The 12,198-nt window shown below is 76.9% G+C and carries 14 protein-coding genes; 2 read left to right on the top strand and 12 right to left on the bottom strand.

The annotated features are described in order from the left end of the window. Nucleotides 1-292: 292 nt before the first annotated feature. On the bottom strand, nt 293-772 hold the full coding sequence (locus ACI79A_RS14520) for a hypothetical protein (protein ID WP_457084305.1): 480 nt from the start codon (nt 770-772) through the stop codon (nt 293-295). A 106-nt stretch (nt 773-878) separates the two neighbouring features. Further along, nucleotides 879-1,403 carry a hypothetical protein gene (locus ACI79A_RS14525; RefSeq protein WP_457084307.1) on the bottom strand — a complete coding sequence of 175 codons (525 nt, stop codon included), beginning with the start codon at nt 1,401-1,403 and terminating at the stop codon, nt 879-881. 69 nt (nt 1,404-1,472) lie between these two features. Between ACI79A_RS14525 and ACI79A_RS14530 the strand changes: the two genes are divergently transcribed. Next, the gene (locus ACI79A_RS14530) at nt 1,473-2,015 is read left to right on the top strand and encodes a hypothetical protein (RefSeq protein WP_457084309.1); all 543 of its coding nucleotides are present in this window, start codon (nt 1,473-1,475) and stop codon (nt 2,013-2,015) included. A 3-nt stretch (nt 2,016-2,018) separates the two neighbouring features. Here the strand turns inward: ACI79A_RS14530 and ACI79A_RS14535 are convergent, their stop codons facing one another. The 3 genes from ACI79A_RS14535 to def are packed head-to-tail and all read right to left on the bottom strand — an operon-like array spanning nt 2,019 to nt 4,926. Further along, nucleotides 2,019-3,434, bottom strand: a complete 1,416-nt coding sequence (locus tag ACI79A_RS14535) for an RsmB/NOP family class I SAM-dependent RNA methyltransferase (RefSeq protein WP_457084311.1) — start codon at nt 3,432-3,434, stop codon at nt 2,019-2,021. Beyond that, nucleotides 3,431-4,372, bottom strand: a complete 942-nt coding sequence (fmt, locus tag ACI79A_RS14540; protein WP_457084431.1) for a methionyl-tRNA formyltransferase — start codon at nt 4,370-4,372, stop codon at nt 3,431-3,433. The genes ACI79A_RS14535 and fmt overlap by 4 nt, the downstream gene beginning before the upstream one ends. Then, nucleotides 4,369-4,926: a peptide deformylase gene (gene def / locus ACI79A_RS14545; protein WP_457084313.1), complete on the bottom strand. Its 558-nt coding sequence runs from the start codon at nt 4,924-4,926 to the stop codon at nt 4,369-4,371. The genes fmt and def overlap by 4 nt, the downstream gene beginning before the upstream one ends. Nucleotides 4,927-4,987: 61 nt before the next feature. Between def and ACI79A_RS14550 the strand changes: the two genes are divergently transcribed. Further along, the gene (locus ACI79A_RS14550; protein WP_457084315.1) at nt 4,988-5,482 is read left to right on the top strand and encodes a hypothetical protein; all 495 of its coding nucleotides are present in this window, start codon (nt 4,988-4,990) and stop codon (nt 5,480-5,482) included. A 10-nt stretch (nt 5,483-5,492) separates the two neighbouring features. Here ACI79A_RS14550 and ACI79A_RS14555 read toward each other — a convergent pair whose 3' ends face one another. The 7 genes from ACI79A_RS14555 to ACI79A_RS14585 all read right to left on the bottom strand — a co-directional run bounded on the left by ACI79A_RS14555 (nt 5,493) and on the right by ACI79A_RS14585 (nt 12,188). Next, entirely contained in the window at nt 5,493-7,445 is a 1,953-nt protein-coding gene (locus tag ACI79A_RS14555; protein WP_457084317.1) for a primosomal protein N', read from the bottom strand. 143 nt (nt 7,446-7,588) lie between these two features. Continuing rightward, the gene (metK, locus tag ACI79A_RS14560; protein WP_457084319.1) at nt 7,589-8,809 is read right to left on the bottom strand and encodes a methionine adenosyltransferase; all 1,221 of its coding nucleotides are present in this window, start codon (nt 8,807-8,809) and stop codon (nt 7,589-7,591) included. Between the two features lie 134 nt (nt 8,810-8,943). Next, nucleotides 8,944-10,161, bottom strand: a complete 1,218-nt coding sequence (gene coaBC, locus ACI79A_RS14565) for a bifunctional phosphopantothenoylcysteine decarboxylase/phosphopantothenate--cysteine ligase CoaBC (protein ID WP_457084321.1) — start codon at nt 10,159-10,161, stop codon at nt 8,944-8,946. Between the two features lie 146 nt (nt 10,162-10,307). Then, on the bottom strand, nt 10,308-10,571 hold the full coding sequence (gene rpoZ / locus ACI79A_RS14570) for a DNA-directed RNA polymerase subunit omega (RefSeq protein WP_153360746.1): 264 nt from the start codon (nt 10,569-10,571) through the stop codon (nt 10,308-10,310). An 83-nt stretch (nt 10,572-10,654) separates the two neighbouring features. Then, entirely contained in the window at nt 10,655-11,233 is a 579-nt protein-coding gene (gene gmk, locus ACI79A_RS14575) for a guanylate kinase (RefSeq protein ID WP_457084323.1), read from the bottom strand. A 46-nt stretch (nt 11,234-11,279) separates the two neighbouring features. Continuing rightward, nucleotides 11,280-11,636 carry an integration host factor, actinobacterial type gene (gene mihF / locus ACI79A_RS14580; RefSeq protein ID WP_457084325.1) on the bottom strand — a complete coding sequence of 119 codons (357 nt, stop codon included), beginning with the start codon at nt 11,634-11,636 and terminating at the stop codon, nt 11,280-11,282. 234 nt (nt 11,637-11,870) lie between these two features. Continuing rightward, a complete protein-coding gene (locus ACI79A_RS14585; RefSeq protein WP_457084327.1) occupies nt 11,871-12,188 on the bottom strand; it encodes a hypothetical protein in 318 nt (105 codons plus the stop codon). Nucleotides 12,189-12,198 lie beyond the last annotated feature (10 nt).

The following is a 12,198-nucleotide window of genomic DNA, read 5'->3' on the forward strand; positions in this document are numbered from 1 at the left end:
CCGCCCTTCCGCTGGATGCCCCACAACCACCCCCCCCCCCCCCCCCCCCCCCCCCCCCCCCCCCCCCCGCCCCCCCCCCCCCCCCCCCCCCCCCCCCCCCCCCCCCCCCCCCACACCGGTGACCCCGCGCCCCCGTCGGCGAGGTGCCGGCGAGCCGGACCGGGCCGGCCGGGGCTGCCCGGCCAGCGGACGGGTGCAGCCGGCACCGCAGGGGCACCCGGACGGGAACGTGCTGACCGGCGGCTCCCGGGTCGTCGGCCGACCTGCACCGACCGGCCCGCGGGGGGGGGGCTCACCGCTCCCCGCGGGCCGGCCGCGCCCGGGCGGCCGCCCGCTGCTCGGCGGCCGCCCAGAGCAGCGGCACCAGCTGGTCCAGGTCCAGGTCGCTCCGCTGGTCGGCCGGCAGGTGGCGGCGGTGGTGCGACAGCGCGGCGGCGACGCCGACCCACGGCGTCTGCACCTCCGCCGGGTACCAGGCGACGCCGCGGCCGAAGACGCCGTGCATGTGCCGCCGCATCGCCGTCCGCGCCAGGACGACGGTGCGCGCACCCGGCGGCCGCTCCCGGATCAGCCACCGCAGGGCCGCCAGCCCCTCCCTCCGGTGCACGTACAGGTCGCAGACGTCGAGCACGGCCGGCTGGTCGTCCAGAGCGAGCAGCGCCACCCCGACCAGCCGGCGCAGCGACTCCGGGTCGCCGCGGACGTCGCCGCGCGCCACCAGCACGACGACGTCGTCGTGCTGGTGCACCCGCACGTCGATCCCGTCGGCCACCCGTCCCCCAGTGCGCTCGCCGCCCCTGGCCGCGGGGCGGTGGCTGCAGGTCATGACCGTCCGGGCGCGCGGGGAAACCGGGCGACGTCGGCGGACCGGGGCGGGATCACCCAGCGTCGGGCCCCGGCTCCCGAGCGTCCCGGTCGGGCAGCGCGATCCACGCGGCCCAGGTGAGGTCGCGGCCCACGAACCGCGGCCGGCGCAGGGGCCAGTGCGCCGCCAGCCAGGCGGGCACGAACTCGTCCAGGGCCCGCTCGGTGTCACTGCCCACCAACCGGTCGACGACCCACCAGGAGACCTCGGCGTCGGCGTCGCCGGCCTTCTCCGGCGGGTCCACGTAGACGCAGCCCAGCAGCTCGGACTCGTCGGGCGGGAACACCCCGTAGAGGAAGCTCTCGTGCGCGGCGATCTCCCGCGCGTGGTGCGCCAGGTCCTCGCGGTCCTGCTCGACGGTCATCGTCGCCGGCGGCCAGCCCCAGGCTGGGCCGTAGATCGTCCACAGCCGCTCCCGTGAGCCCATCACCGCCGGGAAGTCGATCTCGGTGTCGGCGTCGCTCATCGGCCGCAGGTGCTCCCCGGTCGGCAGCTCGGCGCGGGTCGGGTGGGCGAAGTCCTCGGGCAGCCACGGCACGAGGACGGACGCTAGTGCGACGGGACGGTCCGGGCGAGGGGTTTGCCGAGCGGCCGATACCGTGCGCCGGTGGCCAGGAACCGCACCGCAGAGGACGACGCCGCGATCCGGGCGGGCGAGGCGGAGTTGCGCGCGTGGGACCGCCGCCGGCGGCTGGTCGTGGAGGCCGTGCTGGTCGGCTACGCGGCCGGCTACGCCTTCCTGGTCCTCGGTGGCGGCGACGCCTCCGCGGCCCTCGCCTGGCTGCTGCTCCTGCTCTTCGCGCTGGTGCGCGCGGCCGCCTGGCGGTGGGGTGACCGGGGAGCCCGCATCGACGGCGCCCGCACCGACTTCGCGCTGCGCCACCGGCGGCTCGCCGGGTGGGCGCAGCCAGGGATGGTCCGGGCCCGCGCCCAGCAGCGGCTGCGCAGGGCACGCCTGCGGCGGGTCGGCTGGGGGCTGGTCGTCGCCGTGGGCACCACGGCCAGTGCGGTGGCGCTGCTCGCCGACCCACCGGCCGTGGGCCTGGCGGTGTTCGGGGCCGCCCTGGCGGCGGGCGCGGTCGTCCAGCTGTGGCTCGGCGAGCGCAACCTGGCCGAGGCCCGGCGCTGGCTCGCCGACCCGCCGGCCTGACGGTCAGCGGGTGCGGCGGAGCAGCGCCAGGAACATCGCGTCGGTGCCGTGCCGGTGCGGCCACAGCTGGCCGTAGCGGCCCCGCTCGATGCCGGGCACCTCGCTGAACAGCGGGGCCACCGGCAGCACCTCGACGTCGTCGCGCGCCGCCGCGGCATCGACGACGTCGACCGTCTCGGCCGCGTGCGGGGAGCAGGTCACGTAGGCGACCACTCCCCCGGGCCGCACCGAGGCCAGCGCACCGTCCAGCAGCTGCCGCTGCAGCTCGGCCAGCGGGGCGACGTCGCCGGCGGTCCGCCGCCAGCGCACCTCCGGCCGGCGGCGCAGCGCGCCGAGACCGGTGCACGGCGCGTCGAGCAGCACCCGGTCGAACGAGCCGGCCGGCCACGGCGGGGCGGTGCCGTCGGCGACCTGCACGTCGACGTCGTCGGCCCCGGCCAGCGCGCCGCGCACCAGCTCGGCGCGGTGCGGCGCGCGGTCGGCGGCGGTCAGGTGCACCCCGGCGGGCCGGGCGGCGGCCAGCAGACCAGCCTTGCCGCCCGGGCCGGCGCACATGTCCAGCCAGCGCTCGTCGGGGCCCTCCAGCGGCGCGCGGACCAGCGCGAGGGCAGCCAGCTGGCTCCCCTCGTCCTGCACCGCGGCGGCGCCGGAGCGCACGGCGGCGATCCGCCCGGGGTCGCCGGAGCCGAGCCGGACGGCGTACGGCGACCAGGGCCCTGGTTCGCCGCCGGCCTCGGTGGCCAGCTGGTCGCGGTCGATCCGCCGCGCCACCAGGTGCACCTCGGGGGCTGCGTCGTCGGCCAGCAGCGCCGGCTCGACCTCCCCGGCGGCACCGAGCGCATCGCGCCAGGCCTCGACGATCCAGCGCGGGTGGTCGGTGGTCAGCGCGAGCCGGGCGTCGTCGTCGGCGGGCTGGAGTGCCTGCACCCAGGCGGCCCGGTCACCGCCGGCGGCCACCTTGCGCAGCACAGCGTTGACCAGCCCGGAGGCGCCGGTGCCGACGATCGCCCGGGTCAGGGCGACGCTGGTGTCGACGGCGGCGTGCGCCGGCACCCGCAGGTCGATCAGCTGGTAGGCGCCCAGCCGCAGCAGGTCCAGGACCTTGGGGTCCAGCTCGGCCAGCGGCCGGGACACCAGCGTGGTCAGGACGGCGTCCAGGGTGCCGGCCGCGCGCAGCGTGCCGTAGGCCAGCTGGGTGGCGAAGGCGGCGTCGCGGGGCTCGAGCTGCCGTTCGCGCAGCAGCTGGGGCAGCAGCAGGTTGGCGTAGGCGTCCCGGCTGGAGACGCCCTCGAGGACGTCGTAGGCGGTCAGCCGGGCGCCGTCCAGGGTGGGACGGTGCCGCCGGGGCTGGGGGCGCTGGTTGCCGGTGCCGGGGTCGTTCCGTCGCTTGGAGCCGGCCCGCTTCGCCGGGCCGGTCATGCGCCCACCTGCTCGCCGAGCCGCTCACCCGGCTCCGGCCGGGCACCCCGCGCCCAGTCGGCGGCGGGGAGCATCTTCTTGCCCGCGGGCTGCACCTCGCGCAGTCGCACGGCGCCGCGGCCGGTGCCCACCAGCACGCCGGTCGGGCCGACCGAGACCTCACCGGGCTCCAGGCCCAGCGAGGTGGGCAACGGCTCGACCGGGGCGAGCCGCAGCCGGTTGCCGCGCCAGGTGGTCCACGCGCCCGGCGTCGGGGTGACGCCGCGGACCCGGCGGTCGACGACGTGGGCCGGAAGGGTCCAGTCGACCCGGGCGTCGGCGGTCTCGATCCGCGGGGCGAGGCTGACTCCCTCGGCGGGCTGGGGCTCCGGGCGCAGCGACCCGTCGGCGATGCCGTCGAGGGTGGCGACCAGCAGGCCGGCGCCGCTGACCGCGAGCCGGTCGAGCAGGTCGCCGGCGGTGTCGGCCGGGCCGATCGGCTCGGTGACGACGCCGAACACCGGGCCGGTGTCCAGCCCGGCCTCCAGCTGGAAGGTCGCCGCGCCGGTGACCTCGTCGCCGGCCATGACCGCGTGCTGCACGGGGGCCGCGCCGCGCCAGGCCGGCAGCAGCGAGAAGTGCAGGTTGACCCAGCCGTGCCGCGGGATCTCCAGCGCGGCCGGCGGCACCAGCGCGCCGTAGGCGACCACCGGCGCGCAGTCGACGTCCAGCGCGCGCAGCTGGTCGAGGAACTCCGGCTCGCGCGGCGACCGGGGCTGCAGCACCGGGATGCCGGCGGCGTCGGCGCGCTCGGCGACCGGGGACCGGCTGGTCCGCCGTCCCCGGCCGGCGGGGGCGTCGGGCCGGGTCAGCACGGCGACGACCTCGTGCCGCGAACCCAGCAGCGCGTCCAGCGAGACGACCGCGGGCGCCGGGGTACCGGCGAACAGGAGCTTCAGTGGGGGCTCACCTTCACGACCGGAGCCGGGACCGGCTCACCACTGGGGAGGTAGGCCTGCTCGCCCTGCCAGGCGGCGTCGGCGAGCACCGACAGCGCCGCCTCGCGGGCCTCGGCGTCGAGCCGGTCGACGAAGAGCACCCCGTCGAGGTGGTCGGTCTCGTGCTGGATGGCGCGGGCCAGCTTGTGCGAGCCCTCCACCCGGATCGGGTCGCCGTGCATGTTCCAGCCGGTGGCGGCGACGTAGAGGTGGCGGCGGCAGTCGAAGCGGAAGCCCGGGATGGACAGGCACCCCTCGGCGTCGGACTCGGTCTCCTCGCCCACCGGCGTCACGTCGGGGTTGACCAGGTGGCCCACCTCGCCGTCGACGTACCAGGTGAACACCCGCAGGCCCACGCCGATCTGCGGCGCGGCGATGCCGGCCCCGCCGGCGGCGTGCATCGTGTCCGTCAGGTCGGCGACGAGCTGCTGGAGCTCCTTGTCGAAGTCGACGACGGGGGCGGCCGGGGTGCGCAGCACCGGGTCGCCCATGATCCGGATCGGGGTGACGCTCACCGGACGATGGTAGGTGGCGGGTCCATCGGCGCCCGCAGGGTGACCTGGCTACGGTGCAGGAATGGCCTCCCTCGCCACCCACCGCCTGCACGCCGTCCTCAGCACCGTCGTCGACGGGGTGGCCGTCGGCGGCGCCGAGGCAGCACTCGACCACCCCGCCCGGTCGGCCGCCCGCCGCCGGGTGTACCTCGCCGTCATGGCCGTGGTCGCGGCGGAGACGGTGGCCCACGACCTGCCCGCGCTGCGGCGCACCTTCCAGGGCATGCCGATCGAGCCGGCGGACCCCGCCGACCACGCGGTGCTGCGCCACCAGGGGCTGGTCAGCACCGGGTGGGGGCTGGGGATCACCGCCGTGCACCGCCCGCTCGCCCGGGCGCTGCGCCGCCGCGGGCACCGGCGTCCGCACCTGCTGCTGGGCGCCCTGGCCGGCGTGGGCACCGCCGCCTGCACGCTGCCGGTCCGCTGGCGCCGGGCCACCGAGCGGGCCGCGGAGGACGCCGTGGCTGCCCGGATGGACGCCGAGCTGGCGCAGCTGCTGGACCAGCCGATCGACTGACGCCCCGCCGTCAGGCCAGCTCGAGCGGGTCGAGCTGCACCCGCACGTGCTCGGGCGCCTTCTTCGCGCTGCGCACGCCCTGCACCTCGCGCAGCGCCCGGGCCAGCCCGGTGCCCTCGGCCCGCGGCACCCGCACCAGGTAGCGCTCCCGCTCGCCCTCCTGCCCCGGGCGGGGCGGCTCGGGCACCGGGCCGAGCACGTCGGCGTGCTCGGGCAACCGCAGCGCGTCCAGGAACTCCGCCAGCGCCGCCGGCGACGCCGACAGCGACGCCATCCGGGTGGCCGGGGGGAAGCCGAGCTCCCGGCGGTCGGCGAGCTCGCGGGCGGCCAGGCCGGCGGGGTCCCAGCGGACCAGCGCCTGCACCACGGGGTGGCCCGCGTCGGCGGCCACCACCACCGGCTGCCCCGCCCGCACCAGCGCCGCGGCGTTCATCCAGCGGCGCAGGGTCTCCTCCCCCGCCCGCAGGTCGGCCCGGCCGAGCAGCGCCCAGGCGTCCAGCAGCAGCGCCGCGCCGTAGCCGCCCTCGGCCACCGGCTCGGCGCCCGGGGTGGCGACCACCAGCGCCGCCCCACCCGGCACGGTGGCCAGCACACCCGAGCCGCGACCGGAGACCCGCACGGCGGCGCCGGGGAAGGCCCGCCCCAGCTCCTCGGCGGTGCGGGCCTCCCCGATCACCGCGGCGCGGAGCTTCGTCCCGTGGCAGTGCGGGCAGTCGAAGGTCGCCGCCGGCCGGGCGCACCACCGGCAGGCCGCGATCCGGGTGCCGCCCTTCCCCGGGCGCGGCGAGACGCCGAGCGGCCCACCGCAGTGCGCGCAGCGGGCCGGTGCCCGGCACCGGTCGCAGACCAGCGACGGCACGTAGCCCGAGCGGGGCACCTGCACCAGCACCGGGGTGCCGGCCTGCAGCGCCTTCCGGGCGACGTCGAAGGCGAGGGTGGGCAGCCGGGCGGTGCGGGCCGCGGCGTCCCGGGCCAGCTCGAAGTCGCTGCCCACCGCCTGCACGCGGGGGGCGGCGGCGCGCAGGGTCGCCCGGTCGGCGACCAGCTCGTGCGCCCAGCCGGACTCCACCAGCAGCTGCCCCTCGGCGGTGCGGGCGGTGCCGGCGACCACCGCGGCGCAGCCGGCCAGGTGGGCGCGGTGCACCAGCACGTCGCGGGCGTGCGGGTAGGGGGCGCGCGGTTCGGCGTGCAGGTCGTCGCCGTCGTCCCAGACGACGACCAGCCCGAGGTCGCGCACCGGGGCGAGGACCGCGCCGCGGGTGCCGAGGACGACCTGCGCGCTGCCCCGGGCGGCGGTCAGGAACCTGCCGTACCGGACGTCGGGTGAGGCGTCGGCGCGCAGCACCGCCACCGAGCCGGTGGGCAGCAGCGCGTCGGCGGCGGCGGCCAGCCGGTCGAGGTCCTTGCCGTCGGGGACGACGACCAGGGCGCCCCGCCCCCCGGACAGCGCCGCCTGCGCCAGCTCGGCCAGCCGGGTGGGCCAGTCCTCGCCGGGCAGCGCGGTCCACACCGCCCGGGCCGGGGCCCCGTCGGCGACCGCGGACAGCAGCTGCGGGCCGGTCGGGTACCGGGCGAACCCGGCCGGGTCGGGAGCCGGCGGCGGGGGTGGCGGGTCGGCCACCGGGCGCTTCTCGGGCGCGGCCCGCCGCGGTGGCAGGGCCAGCCGCAACACGTCGGTCAGCGTGCCGGCGTAGCGGTCGGCGACCGAGCGGGCCAGCTCGGCGACCTCCGGGGTGAGCACCGGCTCGGGCGAGACGACCTTGGCCAGCGGCGCCAGCTTGCCGGTGTGGTCGGTGGAGCCGGCGACCTCGAGCACGACCCCGTCGACCAGCTTGCCGGCGAAGCGCACCCGCACCCGGCAGCCGGCCACCACCTGCTCGGCCAGCTCGTCGGGGACGGCGTAGTCGAAGGGCCGGTCCAGGTGCGCCAGCGGCACGTCGACGACGACCCGGGCGACTCTCACCGCGCCAGTCTCCGGGACGGCACCGACAGCGCGGCCCCGCTGCAAGGGTCCGCGTCGAGCTCGGTCGGCCCCGTCCCGGGGCTCGCCCCGAGCCTGCGAGGGGTGAGGAGGACGGGGTCCCTCTCGGGGGGCAGCGGGATCCTTCAGCCCACGGCGGCGCGGAGCGCGTCGACCCGGTCCAGCCGCTCCCACGGGAGCTGGACGTCGGTGCGGCCGAAGTGGCCGTAGGCGGCGGTCGGGGCGTAGATGGGGCGGAGCAGGTCCAGGTCGCGGACGATCGCGCCCGGGCGCAGGTCGAACACCGAGGTGATCGCCTTCTCCAGCGTCTCCTCCGGCACGGTGTTGGTGCCGAAGGTCTCCACGAACAGCCCGACCGGGTGCGCGGCGCCGATGGCGTAGGCGACCTGCACCTCGCAGCGGCGGGCCAGGCCCGCGGCGACGACGTTCTTCGCCACCCAGCGCATCGCGTAGGCCCCCGACCGGTCGACCTTCGACGGGTCCTTGCCGGAGAAGGCCCCACCGCCGTGGCGGGCCATGCCGCCGTAGGTGTCGACGATGATCTTCCGGCCGGTGAGCCCGGCGTCGCCCATCGGGCCGCCGATCACGAACTTGCCGGTGGGGTTGACCAGCAGCCGGTAGCCGCTGGTGGGCAGGCCGAGGGCGGCGAGCTCGGGCTCGACGACGAGCTCCTGGACGTCCGGGGCGAGCAGCGTCTCGATCGAGATGTCCTCGGCGTGCTGGCTGGAGACGACCACCGTGTCGACGGCGACCGGCCGGTCGTCCTCGTAGACCACGGTGACCTGGGTCTTGCCGTCGGGCCGCAGGTAGGGCACCGAGCCGTCCTTGCGCACCGCGGAGAGCCGGCGGGACAGCCGGTGCGCCAGCGCGATCGGGAGCGGCATGAGCTCGGGGGTCTCGTCGGTGGCGTAGCCGAACATCAGGCCCTGGTCGCCGGCGCCCTGGCGCTCGATGAGGTCGTCGGCGATGGCCGCGCGGTGCTCGGCGTCGCTGAGGCCGGCGAGGCGGGACTCGTAGGCGGTGTCGACGCCCTGGGCGATGTCCGGGGACTGCGCGCCGATGGAGACGCTGACCCCGCAGGAGGCGCCGTCGAAGCCCTTGCGCGAGGAGTCGTAGCCGATCCCGAGGATGGTGCGCCGCACGATGTCGGCGATGTCCACGTAGCCGGAGGTGGTCACCTCACCGGCGATGTGCACCTGGCCGGTGGTGATCATCGTCTCGACGGCGACCCGGCTGCGGGGGTCCTGCTCCAGCATCGCGTCCAGGATCGAGTCGCTGATCTGGTCGGCGATCTTGTCGGGGTGCCCCTCGGTGACCGACTCGGACGTGAAGAGGCGGCGTGCCACTCGGTTCTCCCTGCGATCGACGGCCGAGCGCGGGACCCGCGTCCGGTGATGAGCTCGACCGCCGAGCCTACCGGCGGGGCCGGATGCCCGTCGGGTGGCGTCGGCGCGCGCCCGAGGGGATCAGGCGGCGGGAATCACGCGCCGGGGAGCCGGCGTGCCACCGCGTCCCAGATGCCGGCGGCCACGGCGTCCTTGCGGGCGGTCGGCAGCGGCGTGGCCGTCCCGTCGTCGGCCAGCACGGTGACCTCGTTCTCCTCCCGGCCGAACACCCGGCCGGAGGAGACGTCGTTCACCACCAGCAGGTCGACCCCCTTGCGGGCCAGCTTGGCCCGGGCGTGGGTGAGCACGTCGCCCTCGGCGTCCCCGGTCTCCGCGGCGAAGCCGACGACGACCTGCCCGGGTGCCCGGGCGGTCACCAGCTCGGCGAGCACGTCGGTGGTCCGGGTCAGCGGCACGGCGTCCGGCTCGGCGGCGCCGCCCTTCTTGAGCTTGGTGTCGGCGACCGAGACCGGCCGGAAGTCGGCCACGGCCGCGGCCATGACGACGACGTCGGCGCCGGCCGCCTCGGCTGCCATCGCCACGCGCAGCTCCTCGGCGGTCTCGACGGCGACGGTGCGGACGCCGAACGGGGCGGGCTCGGCGACGTTGGCCGCGACCAGCACGACCTCGGCGCCCCGCGCGGCGGCGACCCGGGCCAGCGCCTGTCCCTGCCGCCCGGACGAGCGGTTGCCCAGGTACCGCACCGGGTCCAGCGGCTCGCGGGTGCCGCCGGCGCTGATCACCACGCGGCGGCCGGTGAGGTCCTGACGGAGCGCGGCGGCGCCGCGCTCCAGGACGACGGCGGCCAGCGCGGCGACGTCGGCCGGGTCGGGGAGCCGGCCGGGGCCGGAGTCGGGCCCGGTGAGCCGGCCCACGGCGGGGGGCAGCACGACCGCGCCGCGGCGGCGCAGGGTGGCCACGTTGTCCTGGGTGGCCGGGTGCAGCCACATCTCGGTGTGCATGGCCGGTACGAAGACGACGGGTGCGTGCGCAGTGAGCAGTGTGGCGGTGAGCAGGTCGTCGGCGCGGCCGGCAGCGGCGCGGGCGAGCAGGTCGGCGGTGGCCGGGTTCGCCAGCACCAGGTCGGCGGTCTGCCCGATCCGGACGTGCGCCACCTCGGGGACGTCGTCCCAGACGTCGGTGCTGACCGGGTTGCCCGACAGCGCCTCGAAGGTCGCCGCGCCCACGAACCGCAGCGCCGAGGCGGTCGGGACCACCCGGACGTCGTGCCCGGCCTCGGTGAGCGCGCGCAGCAGCAGCGCGGACTTGTAGGCGGCGACGCCGCCGGCCACCCCCAGCACGATCCGGCTCATGCCGTCCATCCTCCCCCAGGCACGACGAAGCCCCCGGCACCAGCCGGGGGCTTCGTCATCACTTCGGGCCGTGAGGTGCTGGAACCGCCGCCCTTCAGGGGCCCGCGCCGAGCCTGCGAGGCGTGGGGGGAAGGGTGGTCCTTCTCTTAATTCTCGCCGGCGGTGTGGGTCAGCAGGCCCTCGTTGATCTCACGCAGCGCGATCGACAGGGGCTTCTCCTGCGGCGCGGTGTCGACCAGCGGGCCGACGTACTCCAGGAGGCCCTCGGAGAGCTGGCTGTAGTAGGCGTTGATCTGCCGCGCGCGCTTGGCGGCGTAGATGACCAGCCCGTACTTGCTGGTGGTGCGCTCCAGCAGCTCGTCGATCGGCGGGTTGGTGATGCCCTCAGGGGCGGGTGCGACTCCGGACACGGGCGGGCGTGCTCCTCAACTCGGTGTGCGGGCGGGCGGCGGACGGGTCCGCGCGGTCGCCTCGGGGGCGCCCTCGGCTGCGGTCAGGGACCAGCGGGCGGAGGCGCAGTCAGCAAGCTTACCAACTCGTCGGCTGCTCTGGCCACGTCGTCGTTGACGACCACGACGTCGAACTCGCCGGCGGCGTCCAGTTCGGCCTGCGCCAGCGCCAGCCGGCGGGACTGGACCTCCGGCGCCTCGGTGCCCCGGCCGGCCAGCCGGCTGACCAGTTCGGCCCAGGACGGCGGGGCCAGGAAGACCAGCTGGGCCTCGGGCGCGCGCTCCCGCACCTGCCGAGCACCCTGCAGCTCGATCTCCAGCAGGGCTGGTGACCCGGCGGCGAGCTGCTCGTCGACCGGCGCCTTCGGGGTGCCGTATCGGTTGCCCGCGTAGGAGGCCCACTCCAGCAGCCCGTCGTTGGCGGCCAGCCAGTCGAAGGTCTCGTCGTCGATGAACCAGTAGTGCTCGCCGTCGACCTCACCGGGACGCGGCTTGCGGGTGGTGACCGACACCGACACCCAGACCTCGGGGTGCCGGCGCCGGACCTCGGCGACGACCGTTCCCTTGCCGACGCCCGAGGGCCCGGAGAGCACGGTCAGCCGCGCGCGGTTTCGTCGTCCCACTCGTTGATCTTCGCACCGGGGTGGTCGGGGACCACCGCGGAGTCGGTCAGAGGGCACCCTCGGTGGGGACCTGGTCGGCCTCGACGTGCTCGCCACCGAACTCCGCCTCCAGTGCCCGGCGCTGGTTGGCGCCCAGCCCGCGCACCCGACGGGTCGGCGAGATCTCCAGTCGCTCCATGATCTTCGCCGCACGCGCCTTGCCGACGCCGGGCAGCGACTCGAGCACCGCGGAGACCCGCATCTTGCCGATCACCTCGTCGGTCTCGCCCTGCTTGAGGACGTCGCCGACCGTGGCGCCCTTGCTCTTCAGCCGCTCACGCAGCTCGGCACGGGCCTTGCGGGCCGCGGCGGCCTTCTCCAGGGCGGCGGCGCGCTGTTCGGGGGACAACTCGGGAAGGGGCACGGAGCAACCCAATCGTGTTCAGTCCGGCGCGTGCCGGCGCAGTTCTTCGGTGATCCAGCTCGTTCGCGACGGCCCGCGGTGTGAGCCTCGGCCGTCAACCTAGTCATCCGAGACCGACTGGTCACGCGTGCCCCGGTGCCGGCACCGCCAGGCCGGTGTGCTGTCCGGCGGGGCGCCCCGGCGGACACGCCGCGCACCCTTCCCGTCACTGCTGGTCAGCGCGCGTGTCGCGGCTCAGACCGCCCGCGCACCCCGGCCGGACCGCCGGCCGAGCACCCAGCCCCCCAGTCCGACCAGCACGACGAGCCCGGCGAGCAGCAGCCCCACGCCGGTGACGTGCTGCTGGGTCCACATCACGGTCAGGCCGGCGTCGAAGGTCAGGCTCAGATCGCTCCGGTACGGCTCGGACGTCCCGGGGAGGTACGGCTCGTAGGACCCCGAGTAGGCGGTCCAGGTCGACGGCCGGGTGTTCGCCAGCCAGAAGACGGCGACCCCGGCCGCCGCCAGGCCCGCGCCCAGCGCCAGCACCAGCCAGGGCAGCGCCCGTCTCATGCCGCGGGAC

The sequence above is a fragment of the Modestobacter sp. SYSU DS0657 genome (genome assembly GCF_054050925.1).

What these genes read in the sequence shown, in the direction of transcription:
- ACI79A_RS14535 (WP_457084311.1), bottom strand. Translation starts at nt 3,434, where the DNA reads ATGACCGGCCCGGCGAAGCGGGCCGGCTCCAAGCGACGGAACGACCCC.
- ACI79A_RS14550 (WP_457084315.1), top strand. Translation starts at nt 4,988, where the DNA reads ATGGCCTCCCTCGCCACCCACCGCCTGCACGCCGTCCTCAGCACCGTC.
- coaBC (WP_457084321.1), bottom strand. Translation starts at nt 10,161, where the DNA reads ATGAGCCGGATCGTGCTGGGGGTGGCCGGCGGCGTCGCCGCCTACAAG.
- ACI79A_RS14585 (WP_457084327.1), bottom strand. Translation starts at nt 12,188, where the DNA reads ATGAGACGGGCGCTGCCCTGGCTGGTGCTGGCGCTGGGCGCGGGCCTG.